General features: G+C 60.5%; 16 protein-coding genes and 3 pseudogenes. 9 read left to right on the top strand and 10 right to left on the bottom strand.

All coding sequences use genetic code 11. From position 1 onward, the window contains the following. The first annotated feature begins 9 nt into the window (after positions 1-9). Positions 10-711, top strand: coding sequence for an HAD family hydrolase (locus IPI80_RS05815; RefSeq protein ID WP_413858080.1), 702 nt, complete (start codon positions 10-12; stop codon positions 709-711). Here IPI80_RS05815 and IPI80_RS05810 read toward each other — a convergent pair. The 8 genes and pseudogenes from IPI80_RS05810 to mfd form a co-directional block, all read right to left on the bottom strand. Then, positions 708-827 (bottom strand): penicillin acylase family protein, encoded by a 120-nt coding sequence (locus IPI80_RS05810; protein ID WP_413858077.1) that lies wholly within the window; start codon positions 825-827, stop codon positions 708-710. The genes IPI80_RS05815 and IPI80_RS05810 overlap by 4 nt on opposite strands. A gap of 13 nt (positions 828-840) precedes the next feature. Continuing rightward, positions 841-3,291, bottom strand: coding sequence for a Lon protease family protein (locus IPI80_RS05805; protein WP_413858074.1), 2,451 nt, complete (start codon positions 3,289-3,291; stop codon positions 841-843). Positions 3,292-3,316: 25 nt separating this feature from the next. Beyond that, entirely contained in the window at positions 3,317-4,399 is a 1,083-nt protein-coding gene (locus IPI80_RS05800; protein ID WP_413858072.1) for a PilT/PilU family type 4a pilus ATPase, read from the bottom strand. 84 nt (positions 4,400-4,483) lie between these two features. Next, the gene (gene hpnE / locus IPI80_RS05795; protein ID WP_413858070.1) at positions 4,484-5,815 is read right to left on the bottom strand and encodes a hydroxysqualene dehydroxylase HpnE; all 1,332 of its coding nucleotides are present in this window, start codon (positions 5,813-5,815) and stop codon (positions 4,484-4,486) included. A gap of 14 nt (positions 5,816-5,829) precedes the next feature. Further along, positions 5,830-6,669, bottom strand: a complete 840-nt coding sequence (hpnD, locus tag IPI80_RS05790) for a presqualene diphosphate synthase HpnD (RefSeq protein ID WP_413858067.1) — start codon at positions 6,667-6,669, stop codon at positions 5,830-5,832. Positions 6,670-6,913: 244 nt separating this feature from the next. Continuing rightward, positions 6,914-7,813, bottom strand: a complete 900-nt coding sequence (gene hpnC / locus IPI80_RS05785; protein WP_413858703.1) for a squalene synthase HpnC — start codon at positions 7,811-7,813, stop codon at positions 6,914-6,916. 69 nt (positions 7,814-7,882) lie between these two features. Beyond that, positions 7,883-8,284, bottom strand: a pseudogene (locus IPI80_RS05780) (GNAT family N-acetyltransferase); the annotation flags it as partial. A 93-nt stretch (positions 8,285-8,377) separates the two neighbouring features. After that, entirely contained in the window at positions 8,378-11,896 is a 3,519-nt protein-coding gene (gene mfd / locus IPI80_RS05775; RefSeq protein ID WP_413858065.1) for a transcription-repair coupling factor, read from the bottom strand. A 145-nt stretch (positions 11,897-12,041) separates the two neighbouring features. Here mfd and ispD point away from each other — a divergent pair. The 6 genes and pseudogenes from ispD to IPI80_RS05745 all read left to right on the top strand — a co-directional run bounded on the left by ispD (position 12,042) and on the right by IPI80_RS05745 (position 20,518). Then, positions 12,042-12,747 (top strand): annotated as a pseudogene (ispD, locus tag IPI80_RS05770) (2-C-methyl-D-erythritol 4-phosphate cytidylyltransferase). A 228-nt stretch (positions 12,748-12,975) separates the two neighbouring features. Further along, positions 12,976-15,867: pseudogene (locus tag IPI80_RS05765) on the top strand (2-oxoglutarate dehydrogenase E1 component). Between the two features lie 45 nt (positions 15,868-15,912). Continuing rightward, positions 15,913-17,172: a 2-oxoglutarate dehydrogenase complex dihydrolipoyllysine-residue succinyltransferase gene (gene odhB / locus IPI80_RS05760; protein ID WP_413858063.1), complete on the top strand. Its 1,260-nt coding sequence runs from the start codon at positions 15,913-15,915 to the stop codon at positions 17,170-17,172. A gap of 122 nt (positions 17,173-17,294) precedes the next feature. Further along, a complete protein-coding gene (gene lpdA, locus IPI80_RS05755) occupies positions 17,295-18,722 on the top strand; it encodes a dihydrolipoyl dehydrogenase (RefSeq protein ID WP_413858061.1) in 1,428 nt (475 codons plus the stop codon). 84 nt (positions 18,723-18,806) lie between these two features. Next, complete coding sequence (gene zapE / locus IPI80_RS05750) at positions 18,807-19,904, top strand: cell division protein ZapE (RefSeq protein ID WP_413858059.1); 1,098 nt, start codon at positions 18,807-18,809, stop codon at positions 19,902-19,904. Beyond that, positions 19,901-20,518, top strand: a complete 618-nt coding sequence (locus tag IPI80_RS05745) for a hypothetical protein (protein ID WP_413858057.1) — start codon at positions 19,901-19,903, stop codon at positions 20,516-20,518. Before zapE ends, IPI80_RS05745 begins: the two co-directional genes overlap by 4 nt. Before the next feature lie 9 nt (positions 20,519-20,527). Here IPI80_RS05745 and IPI80_RS05740 read toward each other — a convergent pair whose 3' ends face one another. Continuing rightward, positions 20,528-21,292 (bottom strand): PP2C family protein-serine/threonine phosphatase, encoded by a 765-nt coding sequence (locus IPI80_RS05740; RefSeq protein ID WP_413858055.1) that lies wholly within the window; start codon positions 21,290-21,292, stop codon positions 20,528-20,530. A 114-nt stretch (positions 21,293-21,406) separates the two neighbouring features. Between IPI80_RS05740 and IPI80_RS05735 the strand changes: the two genes are divergently transcribed. Together IPI80_RS05735 and IPI80_RS05730 are read left to right on the top strand one after the other, a co-directional pair. Next, on the top strand, positions 21,407-21,610 hold the full coding sequence (locus IPI80_RS05735) for a YdcH family protein (protein ID WP_413858053.1): 204 nt from the start codon (positions 21,407-21,409) through the stop codon (positions 21,608-21,610). Positions 21,611-21,613: 3 nt separating this feature from the next. Then, positions 21,614-23,629: an ATP-dependent DNA helicase gene (locus IPI80_RS05730; protein WP_413858051.1), complete on the top strand. Its 2,016-nt coding sequence runs from the start codon at positions 21,614-21,616 to the stop codon at positions 23,627-23,629. On the opposite strand, the gene IPI80_RS05725 is transcribed toward IPI80_RS05730, so the two are convergent. Then, positions 23,598-24,404, bottom strand: coding sequence for an outer membrane protein assembly factor BamD (locus tag IPI80_RS05725; protein ID WP_413858049.1), 807 nt, complete (start codon positions 24,402-24,404; stop codon positions 23,598-23,600). The genes IPI80_RS05730 and IPI80_RS05725 overlap by 32 nt on opposite strands. Between the last annotated feature and the right edge of the window lie 6 nt (positions 24,405-24,410).

Below are 24,410 nucleotides of genomic sequence, written 5' to 3'. Positions count from 1 at the left end.
CGTGCACCTATGCTCGATATTTCAACCGTACAGGCAATTACCCTCGATCTGGACGACACACTGTGGCCGATTTGGCCCACCATTGCCAGGGCTGAAAAGCAGTTGCTGGCGTGGTTGCAAGTGCATGCACCGGCGACCGCCACCTTGGCGGCAGACCCGCATTCCCGTGTTGTCTTGCGTGCCGAAGTGGAGGCCCGTTACCCAGAACTCGCCCACGACCTGGGCTCGCTGCGGCGCGAGGCCATTCGCCTGCAGCTGGCGCGTGCCGGTGATGACACCAACCTGGCCGAACCGGCCTACGACGTTTTCATCGCTGAACGCATGAACGTCACCCTGTTTGAGGACGTGTTGCCGGCGCTGGAATGGTTGTCGGCCCGTATGCCCATTGTGTCGGTCTCCAATGGCAACGCCGACGTGCACCAAATTGGCATCGGGCACTTTTTTGCCGCCACAGTGACTGCCCGCGACGTGGGTGTAGGCAAGCCCCATGCGCGCATCTTTCAGGCAGCAGCAAAAGCTGCGAGCGTGGCGCCGCAGGCGGTTCTGCACGTCGGAGACGATGCCGCGCTGGATGTGGTGGGTGCCCTGGCAGTGGGCATGCAGACGGTTTGGGTCAACCGTGCGGAGCACCTGTGGACCCAGGAGCAACACCCGCATGCCAGCGTGGCCGATATGCTGGAGTTGTGCGACTTGCTGGGTCGCCGCGGCTAGGGACGCAGGGTGAACGGACGCTTGGGGATGCCCAAGGTACGAAACAGCTTGTCGGTCTCCAATAGCTTGGGGCCAAGAACCTCGGCCAGCTCACCTTTGGCCAGACGACGCACCATTGCAAAGCAATGGCTAGTTTCGGGTGCGCCGTGGTGGGCGGGCCAGGTTGACCTGGCGGCAGGCACGCCGGTAGGCCAGCAGCGCTTGCTCGGCCAGGCCCAGCACGCAATCTTGCGCGTAGCCGCCTTGCAGTAGGTCGCAGGGCAGGCCGCTGGCCTTGCCGGTAAGCAGTTCCAGCCCGTCACGGATATCGGTAGCAGTATGGATGTGGAACAAGCCCTGGTCCACGGCGTCCAGAACAATGGCGTCCAACATCAGATGGCGGCGATTGCGCTCGGGGATGAGCACGCCTTGCTGGCCGTCCAGGCCAGTGGACTCGCAGACGCGAAACCAGCCTTCGATCTTTTCGTTGATGCCGCCTACGGGCAGCACGTCGCCATGCTGGTTGAGCGCCCCCGTTACGGCAATGCCTTGCCGCAAGGGCAGGCCAGAGAGCGCCGACAGCACAGAAAACAGCTCGGCGCAGGAGGCAGAGTCGCCTTCTACGCCATGGTATTCCTGCTCAAACACGATGGAGGCACTCAAAGCCAGTGGCGCAATGTGGGCGAACAGCTTGGTGAGGTGGCTGTGCAGAATGAGCACGCCCTTGTCGTGGATGGGGCCAGACATGTCCACTTCACGCTCAATGTTGAGCAGCCCGCCCAGGCCGGCATGGGTGTGGGCCGAGATGCGCACCGGCAGGCCAAAGCGCCAGTCGCCCAAATCAATTTGTGTGAGGCCGTTGATTTGGCCCACGCGTGTGCCCTGGGTAGAAATCAGGTGGTCGCCCTCGGCAATGGACTCCTGCAGGCGCTGCTCGGGGTAATCGTGGCGCAAGCGCCGTGCGGTCAGCGCGTCTTCCACATCGCTGGCTTGCACGATCAGACTGGCACCGAGCGTGGCGCCAGCGCGGGCGCGGCGAACGGCAGCGGCTTCGGCCACCAGGGTTTCGATGCGGGCAAAGTTGGCGCTCTGGCGGGTCTGGTCGTCCGCCTGGCGGTGCGCGTCTTGCAGCAGGCGCACAACCGCTGCGCTGGAGAAATGGGGCAGGCCCAGTTTGCGGCAAGTGTGGGCCACAAAGATGGCGGTTCCGGTACGGGTGTCGTCGCTGGCGAAAAAGCTCTCGGCAAAGTCCACCTTGGTGCGAAAGCGCCGGGCAAATTCGGGATCGCCTTCTTGCAGCGCGTAGTACTGCTCTACCGAGCCAATCAGTACGATTTTGACCTCGGCGTCCACCGCCTCGGGCTCCAGCGACATGGCGGCCATGGGTGCCATGGCGGTGCCGGGTTCTTCGATCTGCACCCGTCCGCTGCGCAAGTAGCGGCGCAGCTTTTCCCACACCAGTTCATCCGCCAACAGATCGCGCAAGTGCAACATGAGAAAGCCGCCGTGGGCGCGCAGCAGGCTGCCGGCGCGGATGCGCGAGAAGTCGGTCATCAGCACGTCTTCTTCGGCCTGGTATTCGATGCTGCCAAACATGGCCCTAAACACCGGGTTTTGCTCCACGATGACTGGCGCGCCAGTGAGCGCGGCGTTGTCCACTAACACATTAACCGCATAGCGGGCCAATAGCTGGAGCAGAGCCTCGCGGCGCTCCAGTTCGGCTTCTTCCTCATCGATGGGGGTGAACAGTTCCAAGTGCTCCAAAATGTCGTGCGACACCTGGTCCAGGTAGGTACCAAGCTTGACCGAGTCCTTGATCTGCTTCTTGAGGCTGACCCGGATGTCCTGTAGCTCACGGTCCAGCACCGGTTTGACGCTCTGGCGGCGCAGGGCAGCCAGGGCCTCGTTCATCACCCGCTCCAGCGGGCGCGTTTTTTCCAGAAAACGGGCGATTTCGGCACGCAGTTCCTGTTCTGCCTGGTCTATTTCGGTGCGCTTGTCTTTGGGTAGGGAACGGGCTTCGGACTCGGTCAGGGCGCGGCCCTTGTCGCCGATCAGGGTGAAGACCAAGTGGCCGGATTCGCGAAACAGGGTGAAGTGGCGTGCCTCGGCATAGGCGTCCAGATCGGCATAGGACTTGGCTTCTTCCACCTTGTAGGCGTTCTGAATGCGCGCGCTTTCGGCCTTGAAGTCGGCGCTGGACAGGCGCAGCGGAATTTCGGTCTGCACTGTGCGGGTCAGCGCAGCCATCAGCTGGCGCAACTGGCGCCCTTGGCCGGGCGGCATGCGCAGGGCGCGGGGGTGTTCGGGGGCGTCAAAGTTGTGCAGGTAGCACAGGTCCGGCGGCACGGGCCGGGTGGCAGCTACCGCCTGCATGCTTTGCAGCAGCAGGGAAGAACGCCCACTGCCTACCTCACCCAGCACGAACAGGTTGTAGTCGGGCTGCTCCATGCCCAAGCCAAAGTGCGCCGCCTGTTCGGCGCGCTCTTGCCCTACCCAGGGCAGCGTCTTGTGCAACAGCTCGGAGGTATCGGCAAAACCGAGGGAGTCGGTGGTGATGTGCAGGTGCAGTTGTTCGCGGGAGAGGATGGTTACGGTCATGGGGTGTTTGCCAGTTGGCCTTTTCTTAATGGGGGTCGTGGCTGGAGCGCAGGCGCATGCGCAGGCCCAGATCGGTGCGGGAATCGGCGTTGGACAGGGCCACTTCCTGCTCGATCAAACCACGCTGGTACAGGTCGAGCAGCGACTGATCAAAACTGTGTGTGCCAATGACGCTGGTTTTCTCCAGGGACTGGCGCAACTCATCCACCGCACCGCGCAGGATCAGGTCGGACACATGGGCGGATTGCAAGAGCATCTCGGTGGCCAGCACGCGCCTGCCGTCGACCCCGGGCAGCAGGCGTTGCGCGACGATGGCTTGCAGGTTGAGCGAGAGATCCATGCGCAACTGCGCGTGGGCCGAATCGGGGAAGAAATTCAGAATGCGTTTGACCGCCTGGCTTGCATTGCTGGCGTGCAGGGTGGATACGCAGAGGTGGCCGGTTTCGGCATAGGCGAGGGCGTGTTCCATGGTCTCGCGGTCGCGGATTTCGCCGATCACAATCATGTCCGGGGCCTGGCGCATCGCATTGCGCAGGGCGTTGGAGAAACTGAGCGTGTCGATACCTACTTCGCGTTGGTCCACGGTGGAAAGTCCGTGGCGGAACAGGTATTCAATGGGGTCTTCCACCGTGAGGATGTGGCCGCTTTGGTGTTGCGCGCGGTAGTCCACCATGGATGCCAGCGTTGTGGTCTTGCCCGAACCAGCACTGCCAATGATTAAAATAAGACCGCGTTGGCGCATCGCCAGTTCACGCATGCCGCTGGGCAAGCCCAGGGATTCAAATTCGGGAATGTCGCTGCGCACCAGGCGAATTACCATGCCGGTCTCGCGCCGCTGTTGGTAAATGTTGACCCGAAAACGACCAATACCTTGCGGCGAATACGACATGTTGCATTCCATCGTGCGCTCGTATTCGTCAATGGCTGCCGGCCCCATGGCCGAGTACGCCAGCTTGTGGACCTGGCCTGGCACCAGAGTGGCAAAGGGCAGGGCCTGAACGACCCCGTCGACCTTGACCTGGGGCGGCGCGCCGGTGGTCAAGTACAGGTCCGAGGCATTGCATTCCACCATCCTGCGCAGCAGGTCGAGCAAATCGTAGTTGTCCATTTGATGTCTCCGTTTGGCCTTTACGCTGTGGCGACAGAGCCGCCACATTCCTATGAACATGGTAGGCCTGCGCCAACCTATTGACTACCTGGGCATGTCCATTGCTTGACCCAAATCAATGCCAGCGGCCCAGCCACTGCGCACAGCGCCTTCCAGCGTGGCCGGGTAGGGTCCATCCACATAGTCGCCAGCGGCCAGTAGTCCAGGGGCAATTTGCTGGGGTGGGCGTTGCAGGGCCGGTGTGCAGGCAAAGGTGGCGCGCTTTTCCACCACGGTTTGCACCACCTGTAGTGCACCCAAATTGAGCGCCGACAGCTGGCTGCGCGCCTGCGCCAGCACGGCAGCTTCCAGTGCATCGGCGGTGCCGTCGCTGGCGCTCACCACAAAGGCCAGCAGGCCGCTGGTTCCGTCCAGCTGGCCGCGGTCAAACACAAACTGGGCCGGCTCCACTGCGTTGGGGCGCAGCGCCAACATGGGGTGGGGCAGGCGGGCGGTGGGGGACCAGGCGTAGACCGTGGCGATGGCTTCAAAGCGCAGGGCTGCGGCTGTGGCGGACCAGCTCCGCAGTGAAGTTGCTATGGGTTCAGGAGCTGATTGCGCACATTCCACGAGGGCTAGAGCGGAATTGGATGATGAAGTTGCCCAGATAATCCGGTCATAGGCGTGACCATCCAGCAACCAATGCGGCGCTTCGTAGCGCAACTGGCTGATCCGCTGGCCCAGGTGCAAGGCGCCACCCATTTGTGTGACCCGCTGTGCGGCTGCTTGCGGAAAAATGGCGGTGAGGTCGCTGGTCGGGAGCAACAGGTGCGAGCCGCCGCGGATGCCAAACAGGGCATCCTTCAACATCCGCAAAAACACCGTGGCACTGGCGTGGGTTGCGGGGGTGTTGAGTGCGGACACGCACAGCGGTTCGATCAGTTCGTGGAAAACCTTGGGTGCCAGCGCGTGGCACAACTGTGCCACCGACAAACTGGCCTCACAACGAAAGCCATTCCACTGCCAGCCCAGCGAAGCGCGGATGAGCGAGAAGCGCTCGCCCCAGCTCCAGCCGCGCGCGGTAGCAATGGCAGCAATGCCATCCAGCGGTGCCGGCCAATGCGAGGCGTAGGCGGGTGTCTGCAGCCCGTTGCCATCGACAAAGGGCAGGGCCAGCGGCAGGCGCAGCAAGTTGGCTTCGGGGTCCACACCCACCTGGCGCATCAGGCGCAGGGTCTCGGTGTAGGCCCCAATCAGGATGTGCTGACCGTTGTCCAGCGTGACTGGCTCGCCGTTGGGCAGGGTGCCTTGCAGTGCCCGCGCCCGCCCACCCAGGGTGCGGGAGGCTTCAAATACGCTGACGCTGTGTCCCGCGTCGCTTGCCGCCACGGCAGCCGCCATGCCGGCCCAGCCGCCACCGACGATGGCGACTTTCATTTTTGTTTGGGCGGTCACATCCGCCCTAAAGCTTGCACCTTCCAAGCCTGCCACAGCTTGCGCAGCGGTGTCAGGCTGATGCGCTGGTGCAGCACCTGGAAGTTGTCGCGCTCAATCTCGCGCAGCAGGGCACGGTAAATGCTGGCCATCATCAGCCCCGGCTTTTGTGCGCGCCGGTCTTGCGCGGGCAGCAGCGCCAGGGCTTCGTCGTACAAGCCGTGCGCGCGCTGGGCCTGGAACTGCATCAGGGCGGTAAAGCGCTCCGAATAGGTGCGCTTGAGAATCTCGTGCGCTTTCACATCAAACTGCTGTAACTCGCTAACCGGCAGGTAGATGCGCCCGCGCAGGGCGTCTTCGCCCACGTCGCGGATGATGTTGGTCAGCTGCAGGGCCTGGCCCAGTTTGTGCGCGTATTGGGTGGTTTGCTCTTGCGTCTGGCCGAAGATGCGCGCAGCCACCTCGCCCACCTCGCCAGCCACAAGGTGGCAATAGCGTTGCAGGCCGGCGTAGTCCAGGTAACGGGTTTGCTCCAGATCCATCTGGCAGCCTTCAATCACGGCTTGCAGGTGGCGCTGTTCGATACCAAATTCAGCCGTCAGCGGCATCAGCGCCTGCATCACCGGGTGGCTGGCTTGCCCGGCGTAGGCCTTGGCCACTTCGGTGCGCCACCAGGCCAGCTTGGTGTGGGCCACGGTGGGGTCCACCATGTCGTCCACCACATCGTCCACCTCGCGGCAAAAGGCATAGAAGGCGGTAATCGCGGCGCGCTTGGGGGCTGGCAGGAACAAGAAGGCGTAGTAAAAACTGCTGCCAGATGCGGCGGCCTTGTCCTGAACGTATTTCGCGGGGGTCATAGCCTTATATTGTCGCCCAGAGCGCGAGTCTCAATCACTACGTTGCGCCAGTTGGGCTGGACGTTTTGCTCCGTGTCCCCCGCCCGCTGCGCGGGCTCCTCCTTTACCTGCGCAAAACGCCCAACCCAACTGGCTTGCCAGCGGTGGCGGTCTGCACTCCAAAGAGCGGGTGGACCACAACGCAGCAGACGGGCTGGGGGTGTCCACCCCCAGTCCGTCTGCGTGTTCAAAGCGAGAAAACTGACTACATCCACACCGCACGCCACAGCATCACAGGGAAGTCCCACCAACGCAGGGTGGGGCGCTGGTTGAGCGTGGCGTAGCGCAGGGCCTCAATGCGGTCCAGAATGCGCAGCCCGCCTTGCACCACCAAGCGCAACTCCCAGCCGGCGCGCCCTGGTATCTGGTGCACCAGTTCAGAGCCAAATTGCATGCTAGCCCTCGCCGTTGCTACACAAGAAGCTATTAAGTTTGTAGCGGATTGGGTTTGACGTTGGGCCAGGATGTCGGCCTGGCTGACGCCAAACCGGGTGCAATCTTCTTGCGGCAGGTAGTAGCGGCCACGTGGAATGTCCACACTCAGGTCTTGCCAAAAATTGATGAGCTGCAAGGCGCTGCAAATGGCGTCGCTGCGCTGCAAGGCCAGATCGTCGGTTACGCCATACAGGTGCAGCAGTAGCCGCCCTACGGGGTTGGCGGAGCGGCGGCAGTAATCCAACAGTTCGGCATGGGTGGCGTAGCCTTGCGCCTGTGCAGATTTGCGGGTGTCTTGTTCAAAAGCATCCAGCAGGTCGTGCAGCAGCTGGGTCGGTAGGTGGTGGGTACGTAGCGCCACTCCCAAGGGGCCAAAGACCTGCGGCCATTGTGTGCTGACAGATGGTGCTTCATGGGCGGTCGCACCGCTGTTTGCGGCGGCGCTGGTGGCCACCAGATCTTGCCGATAAGTTTGCAGGGTGTGGAGGCGTTGCTCGGGCGTGGCATCGCCTTCGTCGGCAATGTCGTCTGCGGTGCGGGCAAAGTGGTAGATGGCGGCAATGGGTGCGCGCAGTTGCGCCGGGCACAGCCAGGATGCCACCGGAAAGTTCTCGTAATGGGTGATGGGTTGTGGACTTTGCGGCGCGGGCATTCGAATGGGTCGGCGCATCACGATGCCGTCCTGCCGGGCGCCGTCTTCTGCCTCGAAAAAACCGGCCAGGCAGCCAATTTCCATAAAACCCAGGCCTGTGTAGATACGGCGCGCTGGCGTCCACGTGGCGTTGACCAAGAGTACGGCCGATTCCAGCTGGGGGAACACTGCTGTTACATGATCCAGACATGCCTGCAACAACACCACACCCAGACCCTGCCCCCGCACGACTGGTGCCAGAGTCATGGAGCTGATGTACAGCTCGGTTCCCTGCAACGGGTCGTGGCGGCTGCGGATATCGTGGCCCAGCGCAAAGTGGGTTGCATTGGGCTGAGGTGTCGCTTGCCAGATTTCAGAAAACACGCAGCCCACACAGTCCTCCCCGCGCCAGGCCATGAGTGAGCCCTGGGGGAACGTCGCAATGCGCTGGGCATAGGCCGTGCGTTGTTCACGGTGGCCGGCGGCAAAGCCCTGCTGCTCCAGCGCCATGATGCGGTCCAGGTCGTCCGGCGTGGCTTCAACCAGGCGCAGGGGCTGGGCCGCAGTCAACGTGTTGGAGGGTGTAGGCATGTCTGACGGCACTCAGGCGCTGGCCACGGGCTGGCCCAGGTTCTTCAAAATATCCCGCACCATCTGGGCCCGGTCTTTTGCCTCGGGCAGTTCGCGCTCAATGCGCAGCTTCTCATTGCCCGCCAGTTTGATGTGTTTGTTCTTCTGGATCAACTGGATGATTTTCATCGGGTCAATCGGCGGGTTTTTCTGGAAGGTGATGCTAATCACGCCCGGCGCCGCATCCACCTTGACCACACCATACGGTTGGCTTAGCACGCGCAGGCGGTGCACGTCGATAAGGGTTTGGGCCTGGGCGGGCAGCTTGCCGAAGCGGTCCACAATTTCTTCCAGCAGGCGGTCCACTTGGTCGGCCGTCTTGGCGGTGGCCAGCTTTTTGTAGAAGCTCAGGCGCAGGTGCACGTCGCCGCAGTAGTCGTCGGGTAACAGGGCGGGGGAGTGCAGATTGATTTCGGTGGAGACGTTGAGCGGGCTGAGCAGGTCGGGCTCGATACCGGCCTTGAGGCAGCGCACGGCCTCGCTCAGCATCTCGTTGTAAAGCTGAAAGCCCACCTCCAGCATGTTGCCGCTCTGGCTTTCGCCCAGCACCTCACCGGCACCGCGAATCTCCAGGTCGTGCATGGCCAGGTAGAAGCCGCTGCCCAGTTCTTCCATGGCCTGAATGGCGTCCAGCCGCTGGGTGGCCTGTTTGGTCAGGCCTTCCATGTCGGGCACCATCAAATAGGCGTAGGCCTGGTGGTGGCTGCGGCCCACGCGGCCACGCAACTGGTGCAACTGGGCCAGGCCGAACTTGTCGGCGCGGCTCATCACAATGGTGTTGGCGGTGGGCACGTCAATGCCGGTCTCGATGATGGTGGAGCACAGCAGCAGGTTGTAGCGCTGGGCGATGAAGTCGCGCATCACGCTTTCCAACTGGCGCTCGGGCATCTGGCCGTGGGCCACGGCAATGCGGGCCTCGGGCAGCAGCTCTTCCAGCTTGGCGCGGCGGTTCTCAATGGTCTCCACCTCGTTGTGCAAAAAGTAGACCTGGCCGCCACGTTTCAACTCGCGCAGCACAGCCTCTCGGATCACGCCGTTGCCTTCGGTACGCACAAAGGTTTTGATGGCCAAGCGGCGCTGTGGCGCGGTGGCGATCACGCTCAGATCGCGCAGGCCTTCCAGCGCCATGCCCATGGTGCGGGGGATGGGCGTGGCGGTGAGAGTCAGCACATCCACCTCGGCGCGCAGGGCTTTCATCTGCTCTTTGTGGCGCACGCCAAAGCGGTGCTCTTCGTCGATGATCAAAAGGCCCAAGTCCTTGAAGTGGGTGCCCTGACTCAGCAGCTTGTGCGTGCCAACCACAATGTCCACGGTGCCATCGGCCACGCCTTTGAGTGCGGCATTGATTTCTTTGGTCGAGCGAAAACGGCTCATCTCAGCCACCTTGACCGGCCATTTGGCAAATCGGTCGGAAATAGTTTGGAAATGTTGCTCGGCCAAGAGCGTGGTGGGTGCAAGGATGGCCACTTGCTTGCCGCCGGTTACCGCCACAAAGGCCGCGCGCAGGGCGACTTCGGTTTTGCCAAAACCTACATCGCCGCAGACCAGGCGGTCCATGGGGCGGGGGCTGACCATGTCCTGGATCACGCAGTGGATAGCGGCCTTTTGGTCAGCGGTTTCTTCAAAGCCAAAATCGTTGGCAAAGGTTTCGTAGTCGTTGGCTGAATAACGGAAGGCGTGGCCTTCGCGGGCGGCGCGGCGGGCGTAGATGTTGAGCAGCTCGGCGGCACTGTCGCGCACCTGCTCGGCGGCGCGGCGTTTGGCCTTTTCCCACTGGCCGCTGCCCAGCTTGTGCAGTGGGGCTTCGTCGGCACTCACGCCGGTGTAGCGGCTGATGAGTTGCAACTGGCTCACCGGCACATACAGCGTGGCCTTGTCGGCATATTCCAGGTGCAAAAATTCCTGCAACTCGGGCTCGCCATTGGGCAGCTTGTTGCCCAAATCCAGGTTAATCAAGCCCCGGTAGCGACCAATGCCGTGCTGCGAGTGCACCACCGGGTCGCCCACGTTGAGCTCGGACAGGTCTTTGATCAGCGCCTCAACGTCGCTGACTTGTTCTTGTTTTTTGCGCCGGCGTGCGGTGGGGGCGCTGGAAAACAGCTCGGTCTCGGTGACCAGGTCAATGCCGTGCTCAACCCAGGCAAAGCCGGTGGTCAGCGCGGCGGTGGCAATGCCAAATTTCTCGTCGCTGGTCTGGAAATCCAGCAGCGAATCAAACGCCGGTGGGTTGACGCCGCTGGCGCGCAAAAAGTCCAGCAGGCTCTCGCGCCGGCCATCGCTCTCGGCCAGCACCAGCATGCGGTGCTGCGTGTTGCGTGCGTGGGTTTTCAGGCGGACTAGCGGGTCCTCGGTGCCCCGCTCGGCCGACAGGGGGGGCAGGGTGTCCAGCTCGGCGTAGGGCGGAGCGGCCGCTTCAGTGCTAATTTGGCCTGTAGCCCCCGTAGAACCTTCGGGAGCAGCTACTGGTTTGATAGCAAGCTGGGCGTAGCCATTGGCCCGTGCATAAAACTGCTCGGTGCTTAAAAACAGCGATTCGGGTGGCAGCGCGGGGCGCTCGGGGTCGCCTTGCACCAAGCGGTAGCGGTCTTTGGTGTCTTGCCAGAAGCGCTGAAAAGAACCTTCCAGGTCACCGTGCAGCACCACCGTGGCGTCAAGCCCCACGTAGTCGAACACCGTGGCGGTTTCCTCAAAGAACAGTGGCAGGTAATACTCAATGCCGGCGGTGGCTACACCGGCGCCCATGTCTTTGTAGATGCGGCTTTTGGTCGGGTCGCCCTCTAACAATTCGCGCCAGCGGCTGCGAAAGCGCGCGCGCGCGTCGTCGTCCATCGGGAACTCGCGCCCGGGCAACAGCCGCACCTCGGGCACCGGGTACAGGCTGCGCTGGCTATCGGGGTCGAAGGTGCGGATGCTGTCAATCTCGTCATCGAACAGGTCCACACGAAACGGAACCGAGCTACCCATGGGGAACAGGTCGATCAGGCCGCCGCGCACCGCGTATTCGCCGGGGCTTACCACCTGCGTCACATGGCTGTAACCGGCCAGGGTGAGCTGGGCTTTGAGTTTGGCTTCGTCCAGCTTTTGCTTGACCTTGAACTCAAAGGTATAGCCGGCCAGAAAACTGGGCGGCGCCAAACGGTACAGGGCCGTTGTGGCGGGCACCAAAATGACGTCAGCACCGGTTTCCTTGTCGCGCTGGCTGATGCGCCACAGCGTGGCCAGCCGCTCGCTAATCAGGTCCTGGTGTGGCGAGAAAGTGTCATACGGCAGGGTTTCCCAGTCAGGAAAGAGGGCGCAGCGCAAGCCGGGGGCAAAAAAGGCGATCTCGTCCAGCAGGCGTTGCGCGTCGTTGGCGTCGGCGGTGACGATGGTGGTGGGCCGGCCAGCGGCTTTTTCGCGCGCACCCAGCTGGGCCAGGAGCAGGGCATCGGCAGAACCGGGGGGGCGGGGCAAGGTGAAACGCTTGCCAACCGTGAGTTTGGGTAAATCCATGGGGAGGTACAAATACAAAACACCCCTCGCGCACTGAGCGGGGGGTGTGAAGAAAGATATTGGTCTGATTTTACCGGCCGCATTGGCGGCGTGTGGCGCGCTCGCCAAGCCCTATGATCGCGCAGTGCCTTTAGACCACGTTGCCATGCCTCCTTCATTCGTCACACCCCAATCACCACCGCGCCTGTGGGCCCTGATTCCGTGTGCCGGCACGGGCTCGCGTGCCGGCGCTGAAGGCCCCAAGCAGTACCAGAGTGTGGCGGGTCAGCCCATGGTGTTGCACACCCTGGCGGCCTTTGCGGGGGTGGCTCGTCTGGCGGGTGTGCTGGTGGTGGTGTCGCCGGGGGATACTTTTTTTGATGAAGAAGACGCTACGATTTTAATAGCTTCCTGTGGAGGTCTTACAAGGGCTGCAAGCGTTTTTAATGGTTTGATTGCCTTGCAGGAACATGGCGCTGCGCCCACCGACTGGGTGCTGGTGCATGATGCGGCGCGTTGCCTGGTGATGCCTGAGCAGATCAACGCCCTGATCGATGCTTGCCAGCACGATCCGGTGGGCGGTTTGTTGGCCCTGAGTTGCCCGACACGCTCAAGCGCGAAGTGGGCGGGCGCGTGGCGCAAACGGTGGAGCGTGGTGACAAGTGGCTGGCCCAAACGCCGCAAATGTTTCGCATTGCCGACCTGCAACAGGCTCTGCAGGCTGCGGGGGATGCGGTAACCGACGAGGCCAGCGCCATGGAGTTCATGGGCAGGCACCGCTGCTGGTGGAGGGAAGTGCCCAGAATTTCAAGGTGACGTATCCACAGGACTTTGCGCTGGCGCAGGCCGTGCTGTTGGCGCGCAACGTTTAGCACAGGAACCCAAATACGGGACGTGCCACCCGCAAGCCATCTGTAAGGGCGTCGGCGCACACTGCGCGGGTATCTGGCGATGCCCACGAAAATCAAATAGGTGGCACAATCCAATCCGTTACTAGGCCCTTCCTACGCCACTGTCGCATCCGCTAAACGGTTCAGCCGTGCTGCGGAAGGTTTTTTACCAAGCTAAGTTTCCCCAAGGGAAATGGAGGTCAGCGCAACATGAGTGAAAACACGTCCCAAAAGACGACCCCGGCGTCGATTTATCGCGCCTATGCGGACAATACGTACCTCTTCGGTGGCAATGCGCCCTACGTTGAAGAGATGTACGAGAATTACCTTGCTAACCCCGGCAGCGTGACCGATAGCTGGCGCGAATATTTCGACGCGCTGCAGCATGTGCCTGCGGTTGATGGCAGCGATGCCCGCGACGTGCCCCACCAGCCTGTGATCAACGCCTTTGCCGAGCGCGCCAAGCAGGGTGGCACCCGAGTGGTTTTGGCCACTGGCGCCGATTCGGACATGGGCCGCAAACGCACAGCTGTTCAGCAGCTGATTGCCGCCTACCGCAACGTGGGCGCCCGCTGGGCCGATCTGGACCCACTCAAGCGCACCGAGCGCGACAAGATCCCCGAGTTGGAATTGTCGTTCTACGGCTTTAGCGACGCCGACCAGGAAACCGTATTCAACACCAGCAACACCTTCTTCGGCAAAGAGTCGATGAGTTTGCGTGAACTGATGAATGCGCTGCGCGAGACCTACTGTGGCACCTTGGCTGCCGAGTTCATGTACGCCACCGACCAGAATGAAAAGCGTTGGTGGCAACAAAAGCTCGAAAGCATCCGCAGCAAGCCGGCGTTCAATGCCGAGAAGAAGAAGCACATTCTGGAACGCCTGACCGCAGCCGAAGGCCTGGAGCGCTTCCTGCACACCAAATACGTGGGCCAAAAGCGTTTTTCTCTTGAGGGTGGTGAGAGCTTTATCGCCTCCATGGACGAGCTGATTCAGCAAGCTGGTGCCAAGGGTGTGCAAGAAATCGTGATTGGCATGGCCCACCGGGGCCGCCTCAATGTGCTGGTCAACACCCTGGGCAAGATGCCCGGTGACCTGTTTGCCGAGTTCGACCATACGGCACCAGAAGAGCTGCCAGCCGGTGACGTCAAATACCACCAGGGTTTTAGTTCCGACGTGTCCACTGTGGGTGGACCGGTGCACCTGTCGCTGGCTTTCAACCCGTCGCATCTGGAAATTGTGAATCCGGTGGTAGAGGGTTCAGTCCGCGCCCGTATGGACCGCCGTGCAGACCCCAAGGGCTTGCAGGTACTGCCAGTGCTGGTGCACGGTGATGCCGCCTTTGGTGGCCAGGGCGTGAACCAGGAGACGCTGTGTCTGGCGCAAACCCGGGGTTACACCACGGGCGGCACGGTGCACATCATTATCAACAACCAGATCGGGTTTACCACCTCGGACCCCCGCGACATGCGCTCCAGCGCGTTCTGCACCGACATCGTGAAGATGGTTGAGTCGCCTGTGCTGCACGTCAATGGCGACGATCCCGAAGCCGTGGTGTTGGCCACACAGTTGGCACTGGAATACCGCATGGAATTCCAGCAAGACGTCGTGGTGGACATTACGTGTTTTCGCAAGCTGGGCCACAACGAGCAAGACACTCCCATGCTCACGCAGCCCCTGATGTACAAGAAAATTGCGGTCCACCCCGGTACGCGCAAGCTGTACGCTGACAAGCTGGCAGCACAAGGGCTCGGTGAGACGCTGGGTGAGGACATGACCCGCGCCTACCGCGCCGCCATGGATGCAGGCAAGCACACTGTTGACCCGGTTATTACCAACTTCAAGAGCAAGTACGCTGTGGACTGGTCCCCGTTTCTGCGCAAGAAGTGGACCGATGCCGGAGACACCGCTATTCCCCTGACCGAATGGAAGCGCCTGGTTGAAAGGCTAACCACGTTGCCATCCACTATCACTCCCCATTCCTTGGTGAAGAAGGTCTATGACGACCGTGCAGCCATGGGCCGTGGCGACGTCAATGTGGACTGGGGCATGGGTGAGAGCATGGCGTTTGCATCCCTGGTGGCCAGCGGTTATCCGGTTCGTCTGTCGGGCGAAGACAGCGGTCGGGGCACCTTCACCCACCGCCATGCGGTGATCCATGATCAGGCCCGCGAAAAATGGGATGCCGGCATTTATGTACCCCTGCAGAATGTGGCGGACAACCAGGCACCGTTTGTCGTGATCGACTCCATCCTGTCCGAGGAGGCGGTGCTGGCGTTTGAATACGGCTATGCCTCCAACGACCCCAACACCCTGGTGATCTGGGAAGCGCAGTTTGGCGACTTCGCCAACGGTGCCCAGGTGGTGATTGACCAGTTCATTGCCTCGGGCGAAGTGAAGTGGGGCCGCGTCAACGGCATCACGCTGATGCTGCCGCACGGCTACGAAGGCCAGGGCCCCGAGCACAGCTCGGCGCGCCTGGAGCGCTTCATGCAACTGGCCGCCGACACCAACATGCAGATCGTGCAGCCCACCACGGCCAGCCAGATCTTCCACGTGTTGCGTCGCCAGATGGTGCGCAATTTGCGCAAGCCGCTGATTATCTTCACGCCCAAGTCACTCTTGCGTAACAAGGATGCGACCTCGCCGCTGTCCGAGTTCACCAAGGGAGGCTTCCAGACCGTCATTCCGGAAAGCAAAGCGCTCAAGGCTGACAAGGTCAAACGCGTGCTGGTGTGTTCCGGCAAGGTGTACTACGACCTGGTCAAGCACCGTGAAGAGTCGGGCCATGACGATGTGGCCATTTTGCGGGTCGAGCAGTTGTACCCCTTCCCGCACAAGGCCTTTGCTGCGGAAATGAAGAAGTACCCCAGGTTGCCGACATTGTGTGGTGCCAGGATGAGCCACAAAACCAGGGTGCCTGGTTCTTTGTGCAGCACTACATCCATGAAAACATGGTGGAAGGCCAGCGTCTGGGTTACTCCGGCCGTGCAGCATCGGCTTCACCTGCCGTGGGTTACTCCCATCTGCACAACGAGCAGCAAAAGGCATTGGTTGAGGGTGCATTCGGCAAGCTCAAAGGGCTTTGTGCTGACCAAGTAACCCACCCACGTACCCATTCGATACACACAATTCGGAAAGAACAAAATGGCAATCGTAGAAATCAAGGTTCCTCAGCTGTCTGAGTCGGTGGCAGAGGCCACCCTGCTGCAATGGAAGAAAAAAGTTGGCGATCTGGTCGCCGTGGATGAGATCCTGATCGAAGTCGAAACCGACAAGGTCGTGCTGGAAGTACCGGCACCCAAGGCTGGCGTGCTGGTTGAAATCGTGCAGGGTGATGGCGCTACCGTCGCTGCAGAGCAGTTGATCGCCCGCATTGATACCGAAGGTACCGTTGGTGCAGCTGCACCGGCTGCAGCCGCTGCCGTAGCCAGCGCACCTGCGGTGGCAGTTGCCGCCGCGACCGCTGGTAACAGCAAGGCCGGTGTGGCCATGCCCGCTGCCGCTAAACTGCTGGCTGACAACAACCTGGCTGCCAGTGCTGTGGCTGGCACCGGTAAGGACGGTCGCATTACCAAGGGTGACGTACTGGGTGCCGTGGCGGGCGGTACTGCTGCCAAAGCGGTTGCTTCCGTCACCATACCCACAGGGGCTCCCACCTCGGCATTGCCCCAGGTAGCTGCACCGACTGCGCAGAATCTGGGTGATCGCCCCGAACAGCGCGTGCCCATGAGCCGCCTGCGCGCTCGTGTGGCCGAACGTTTGTTGCAATCGCAAAGCACAAACGCGATTCTGACCACCTTCAACGAAATCAACATGGCCCCGGTCATGGACATGCGTAAACGCATGCAAGAACGTTTCGAGAAAGAGCACGGCGTCAAGCTCGGCTTTATGAGCTTCTTCGTCAAGGCGGCTGTGCATGCGCTCAAGAAGTTCCCCGTCATCAACGCATCGGTGGATGGTAATGACATTGTTTACCACGGCTACTTTGACATTGGTATTGCGGTGGGTTCACCCCGTGGCTTGGTGGTGCCGATTTTGCGCAACGCCGACCAAATGAGCTTTGCCGAGATCGAGAAGAAAATTGCCGAATTTGGCCAAAAAGCCAAAGACGGCAAGCTAGGTATTGAAGACATGACTGGTGGCACCTTTTCCATTTCCAATGGCGGTACCTTCGGCTCCATGATGTCTACCCCGATCATCAACCCGCCACAAAGCGCCATTCTGGGCGTGCACGCCACCAAAGACCGCGCCATGGTGGAAAACGGCCAGGTGGTCGTGCGCCCCATGAACTACTTTGCCATGTCCTATGACCACCGAATCATCGACGGCCGCGAAGCCGTGTTGGGTCTGGTGGCCATGAAAGAAGCGCTGGAAGACCCAGCTCGCCTCTTGTTTGATATTTAAGTGATATTGCGGGACAGACCCGGAGTCTGAGCAGCAGTTGGCTCTGCTCCGTGTCCCCCGCCCTACGGGCTCCTCCTTTACCTGCGCAGAACCCTCTGCCGCCCAGACTCCTTGGAAAATGTATGAGTAAACAATTTGATGTAATCGTCATCGGTGGTGGCCCCGGTGGCTATATTGCTGCCATTCGCGCCGCCCAGTTGGGCTTTACCGTAGCCTGTATTGACGAGTGGAAGAATGACAAAGGCGGTCCTGCCCTGGGTGGAACCTGCACCAACATCGGTTGCATCCCGTCCAAAGCGCTGCTGCAGTCGAGCGAGCATTTTCACCACGCCAACCACCACTTTGCGGAGCATGGCATAACCGCTACCGGCGTGACCATGGATGTGGGCAAGATGGTGGCGCGCAAGAACACCGTGGTCAAGCAGAATAACGACGGTATCCAGTACCTGCTCAAGAAGAACAAGGTCACGTTTTTCCACGGTCGCGGCTCCTTCGTGAAAGCAGCCGACGGCGGTTATGTGATCAACGTGGCGGGTGCCACCGAAGACTCGTTGATGGGTAAACACATTATTGTGGCCACGGGCTCCAACGCCCGTGCGCTGCCCGGTGCGCCTTTTGACGAGGAGCGCATCCTGTCCAACGACGGCGCTTTGCGTCTGGGCGCTGTGCCCAAGAAGCTGGGCCTGATTGGTTCCGGCGTGATTGGGCTGGAAATGGGCTCGGTCTGGAAGCGTCTGGGTTCTGAGGTCACCATCCTCGAAGGCCTGCCAACTTTCCTGGGCGCGGTGGACGAACAAGTCGCCAAGGAGGCCTTCAAGGCCTTCACCAAGCAGGGACTGAAGATTGAGCTGGGCGTCAAGGTGGGTGAAATCACAGCCGCCAAAAAGGGGCTGTCAATCGCCTACACCAACGCCAAGGGCGAGGCGCAGACACTGGATGTGGACAAACTCATCGTATCGATTGGCCGTGTGCCCAATACCATTGGTCTCAATTCTGAAGCTGTAGGCCTCAAGCTCGATGAGCGCGGCGCCATTGTGGTGGACGGTGACTGCAAGACCAACCTGCCCGGCGTGTGGGCGGTGGGTGACGTGGTGCGTGGCCCCATGCTGGCGCACAAGGCCGAAGAAGAGGGCGTGGCCGTGGCCGAGCGCATTGCCGGCCAGCACGGGCACGTCAACTTCAACACCATTCCCTGGGTCATCTACACCAGCCCCGAGATTGCCTGGGTGGGTCGTACCGAACAGCAACTCAAAACTGATGGCGTGGCGTACAAGGCAGGTTCCTTCCCGTTTCTGGCCAATGGCCGTGCCCGCGCACTGGGCGACACCACCGGTTTCGTCAAGTTTCTGGCGGATGCCACGACGGACGAGATTTTGGGTGTGCACATCATTGGGCCCATGGCCAGCGAGTTGATCGCCGAGGCAGTCGTGGCGATGGAGTTCAAGGCCAGCGCCGAAGACATCGCCCGCATTTGCCATGCCCACCCCAGCTTGAGCGAAGCCACCAAGGAAGCGGCTCTGGCGGTCGACAAGCGCACCCTCAACTTCTGATTGTTATTCGGTAAAAATGGATGATAGCCCTCGTGAAATATACGTAGGAAGCTATCAAATGAATAGCGATCAGAGGATGATAGTTTGAACGTCAAGCAAACCTACGAGGCCGAGTTAGCCGCGCGCGGCTACACGGCTGATCCGGCCCAGCTGCGCGCAGTTGTGGCGCTGGAGCGTTGCGCACACGAGTGGGCTGCGTTCAAGGAACAGCGTTCCAACGCGTTCAAGAAGTTGATCAATCGCCCGGAGATTCCGCGCGGCGTCTACATGTTTGGCGGGGTAGGGCGCGGCAAGAGCTTTCTGATGGATTGCTTTTACAACGCAGTGCCGCTCAAACGCAAAACCCGGCTGCACTTTCACGAATTCATGCGCGAGGTACACCGCGAACTGGCCGATCTGCAAGGCACGGTTAACCCGCTGGACGAACTGGCCAGGCGTATGTCCAAGCGCTTTCGCCTGATTTGTTTTGATGAGTTCCACGTGGCCGACATCACCGACGCCATGATCCTGCATCGCCTGTTGGCAGCGCTGTTTGAGAATGGCGTGGGTTTGGTCACCACCTCCAATTTTCGCCCGGATGACTTGTACCCCAACGGTTTGCACCGTGACCGCATTCTGCCGGCGATTGCCCTGCTCAATGCGCACCTGGAAGTGATTAACGTGGACAACGGCACTGACTACCGCAAACGCACTATGGAGTCCATGACGTTGTACCACGTGCCCAACGGTCCGGTGGCCGATGCTGCCATGGAGCAGGCCTTCAATGCGCTCCAAGAGTCGCAGGATGAAGACCCGGTGTTGCACATTGAGGCGCGCCAGATTCGCGCCAGGCGGCGGGCCGGGGGTATGGTCTGGTTTGATTTCAAGACCCTGTGTGGTGGCCCGCGTTCCCAGAATGATTACTTGGAAATCGCGTCCATGTTCCATACAGTTTTTCTGAGTGATGTGCCGCAAATGTCGGTACGCATGGCCTCCGAGGCGCGGCGCTTTACCTGGCTAATCGATGTGCTCTACGACCGGCGCGTCAAACTGGTGATGTCGGCCCAGAGTTCTCCAATCGATTTGTACACGGAAGGACCGATGCTGCATGAGTTTCCCCGAACCGTGTCACGGCTGAGCGAAATGCAGTCCCAGGAATACCTGTCGCTGGATCGGCGTGAAGTGGATACGGGGCTGACGTGACCCGTGCGCAACGCATCCTTGCGGCGGTCTGCCTCGTGTGGATTGCATCGGTCTGGGCTCAGGATACAGCAGCGCCTGGGCCGGACCCATTGGACGAAGAGCTTGCTCGAATTGGGGCGGTGCGCCAGCAGAAGACCGCAGAACTTGATGTGCAAGATGCCTCCTGCATGGACCGCTTTGCGGTCACTGATTGCCAGAACAAGGTAACGATCCGTCGCCGCCAGATGCTCGCTGATCTGAAGCGCCAAGAAGACGAGATCAAGGACGCTCAGCGGCAACAGAGGGCGCAACAACAGTTGCAACGCAGTGCTGACAAGGCAGCAGAGAATGCTCAGCATGCGACCGAGAGTGAAGCCCTGCAGTCCAGCGAGACAGAACGTGACCGGCAGAAGGCCCAGGACGAAAAAGTTTTGAGCCACCAACAGCACGCTAAACCGGTTGAGCCAAAAGCATCTGGTCCCAAGATTGCCGCTGGCCTGGATGCCGATACCCGGGCAAAGAACCGCGCGGCGTACCAGGAGAAACAGGAAGCAGCGCAGAAGAGGCGCGAAGATCGCGCTCAACGGCTGATAGACCATGTCAACGGTGGTCCACCGCTGCCAGCGGCGCCCTGATTGCCCGATTCAGGTGTGAGTCAGAGGTTCCACCTTGACAATCACGATGGAGAGGTTGTCGCCAGCACCCCGGCCCCGTGAGCGGGCTTTCTCAATTAAAAATTCCGTGGCTTCGCGGGCCGACAGTGTGGACAGCACCGAGCCCAGCTCACCGGTATTGAAGTAGTGCCAGACACCGTCACTGCAGGCCATGAGCACATCGCCTGGGCGCAATTGCGGGATGAAATGGAAGTCCACCGGTGGGTCGCCATCGGTCCCCAGGCAGCCCATCAGAATGTTGGACTGGGGGTGAACGGCGGCCTGTTCCTCGGTAATCTCGCCCCGATTGACCAGTGCCTGCACGTAAGAATGGTCCATGGTGCGTTTGACGAAGCGGTTGCCGTGGTAATGGTAGATACGGGAGTCGCCCGTGTGGGCCCAGTGGCAGTCACCCTTGGCATTGATCAGGAAGGCGGCCATGGTGCTGTGTGGCTCTTCTTCTGAGGAGATCGCCGTCAGCTTGATGACGATGTGCGCTTCCTGCACAATCTGCGACAGGATGGCGGCCGCATCATCGGTTTCGGGGTCGTAACGTTCAAATAGCTGCTTGGCCGTCATCATGACCTGGTCGGAGGCCTTGCGTCCACCGCTGCGCCCGCCCATGCCATCAGCCACGATGGCCAGAATACAGCCGTTGATCCGCGAGTGTTTCAGAAGCGCGATCTGATCTTGCTGATACTCGCGGTCGCCCTTGTGTATGCCGGTGGAAGCAGTTAGTCGGTAACCAGTGGCCATGTTGGGTTGCTTGTGAAGGCAATACTCTCTGTAAAGGACAGGAAGGTCGTATTATCAAGCCAGTGTGTGATCGACCTCTTCGTGTAGTTTAACCCCGTACTTGTACGAACCATTTTGCCAACCAATCTTCACTCCCCCGAGCGCCAGATGATCGAGCTGCGTATGGAGCACGCCGATCTGGATGCATTGATAGACCGCGCGGGCATTGATGCCCCGGTGGACGAATTGATGATACGCCGTCTAAAGAAGCGCCGTTTGGCACTGCGCGACGAGATCGCCCGCTTGGAACGCGCACTCGAACCGGGCGAACCCGCCTGAAACATGTCCTTTCGCGAAGCGGTTGCGCAGGCCTTTGCGCCCGATGGGGCGCTGGCGCGTTGTGTTGAAGCATTTTCCCCCCGTCCCGGGCAAACCACCATGGCCACGGCCGTGGCTGCGACGCTGGAGGATGGCGGTGTCCTGGTGGTGGAGGCCGGAACCGGGGTCGGCAAGACCTTTGCCTATCTGGTACCGGCTTTGCTTAGCGGTGAGCGTGTTTTGCTGTCCACGGCCACCAAGACCCTGCAAGACCAACTATTTGGTCGCGATATTCCCCGCCTGCTAGCTGCCCTGGGCGTACCGGCACGTATTGCGTTGCTAAAAGGTCGCAGCAGCTATTTGTGCAATTACCGGCTGGAGTCAGCCCGGCACGATTTGCGGGCCATGCACCCAATGGCTCAGGAAGATCTGGCGCATATTGAGGTCTGGGCGACCGGCACAAGCAGAGGCGACTTAGCTGAATTGCCGCAACTCGACGAACGCTCCCCGGTGATTCCGCTGGTTACCTCCACCCGAGAGAACTGTCTGGGGTCGCGCTGCGCGCATGTGCAGTCTTGCCACGTTAACCAGGCACGGCGCGAGGCACTGGCTGCCGATGTGGTGGTGGTCAACCACCACTTGTTCTTTGCCGACCTGAATATTCGCGAGTCGGGCGTGGCCGAATTGCTGCCCAGCGTTCGTTGCGTGGTGTTCGATGAAGCACACCAGCTCAATGCCATCGGCGTCCAGTTTTTAGGGCGCCAGATCAGCACCGCCCAGCTCGATGCCTTGGGCCGCGATCTTGCTCGCCAAGGGCCAAGTTTGGCCTTGGTTGCGGAAAACTGGCCTGAAATGGTTACGCAATTGAACCGTGAAACTGCGTCATTGCGGGAACTGTGTACGAATGGTAGTCCTGATATTCGCGCTCCATGGATCGACGAGGCGCCAGTGGGATTGGACAGGTCGGCTTGGTGTCGTGCGCTCGACGCGTTGCAATTGATATTGCAGCAATGGGACCTAATGCTTGGCAGCTTGGAAGAGCAAGCGCCTGATATTCACGGTTTGCGGGAACGGACCAGTACGTTAATACAAGCGTTGCAGCTTTTCAATGGCCCTATAGAGCCAGGGTGGGTGCGCTGGATGGACGTGGGGCGGCAGCAGGTCAGGTTGGTGCATTCACCCCTGGACGTGGGGCCGGCCATGCGTTCCCGTGTCATCGGGCAGGCCATGGAGAACGGCAGTCGCAAGTCCTGGATTTTTACGTCAGCCACCCTGGGGCACGATGCAAGCCTCTCGACATTTGTTCAGAGTTGCGGTTTGAACGGGGCGCAGGTACTCCAGGTCCCCAGTCCGTTTGATTTTGCGCATCAGGCGTGGCAGTATGTTCCTTCGCACATGCCCAAACCTGCCGATGCCCGACACAGCGGTTCGGTGGCGGAACTGGTGGCACATGCGGCCACCGTTTTGGGCGGAAGAACCCTGGTATTGACCACAACACTGCGTGCGATGCGCGATATTGCGGCTGTATTGCGGCAACATTTTTCAGCTTCTGGCACTTTGGAAGTGTTGCTACAGGGAGAGGCACCCAAACGCGAATTGACGGAGCGATTCATTCAAGGAGCGGGGCAGGGGGGCGACCGTAAAGGTTGCGTGCTTGTGGCATCCGCTTCATTTTGGGAAGGTGTCGATGTTCCCGGTGACGCGCTGCAACTGGTAGTGATCGACAAATTGCCATTTGCGCCGCCTGATGACCCGCTGGTGCAGGCTCGGGCAAGGCAGATCGAAGCCGCTGGGAAAAGGCCTTTTGCCCATTTGCATGTGCCTGAGGCTGCCATCGCCTTGAAGCAGGGCGCTGGGCGCTTAATTCGACGTGAAACGGATCGCGGGATTCTGGTGGTGTGCGATGTGCGTCTGACCCACATGGGCTATGGTCGGCGCATTCAGGCGGCTTTGCCAGCGATGCAGAGCATCACCACGCAGGGTCAGTTCACACAGGTTCTACAGGGGCTTACCAGATTTTCCACCACGGACTGTCAATAGTTCGGCCACCCTTGGTCAGAAACTCTGATTGGGGGTAGTTTTTTTCCAGCACGCGCTTGGCATCGTCACGCAACTGCACCATGCCCAGCGCATCGTAGGATTTGTAGAGGATGAATAGCGCTTCTTCGATAGCAGGGACTTCGCGGTAATCGGCAATGGCCAATTGCGCCCGGTTGACTGCCGCCAGGTAGGCACCGCGCTTGTAGTAATAGCGGGCTACGTGTACTTCGTATTGGGCCAGTGAACTCACGATGTAGTTCATGCGGTCACGGGCATCGGATGCGTAGCGGGATTCAGGGAATCGCTCTACCAACTCCTTGAAGGACTCAAATGACTCCTTGGATGCCTTTTGGTCACGCTCCGAGAGATCCTGACTAATATATTTGGCAAACATGCCAAGGTCGTCGTTGAAGTTGACGATGCCCTTGAGGTAGATGGCATAGTCCATGGCGGGACTGACCGGGTGTAGCTTCTGAAAGCGTTCCAGCGTGGCCAATGCCTGCGCGGGTTCTGCCGATTTGTATTGGGCGTAGGCTTTGTCCAGTTCAGCCTGTTGAGCCAAAGGAGTTCCTGCAGCGCGTGCTTCCAGCTTCTCCAGAAGCGGGACTGCGCGTTCCCATTGGCCGTTGCTCATTTCTTCCTTGGCTTCGGCATAGATATTGTTGGGGCTCATGCTGGCGGTCTTGTCGACCGGTGCAGTGGAACAACCTGCAATCAAGAGTGCGCCAGTCGCCAGCAATGAAACGCAAACGACCGATAATTTGACACGAAGCATGTTAGG

Origin of the sequence: Candidatus Aalborgicola defluviihabitans, assembly GCF_016705985.1 — a bacterium.
Lineage (GTDB): Bacteria > Pseudomonadota > Gammaproteobacteria > Burkholderiales > Burkholderiaceae_C > Allorhodoferax > Allorhodoferax defluviihabitans.
Note: the sequence above shows the minus strand (reverse complement) of the source record. Positions and strands in the feature narration are given on the sequence as shown.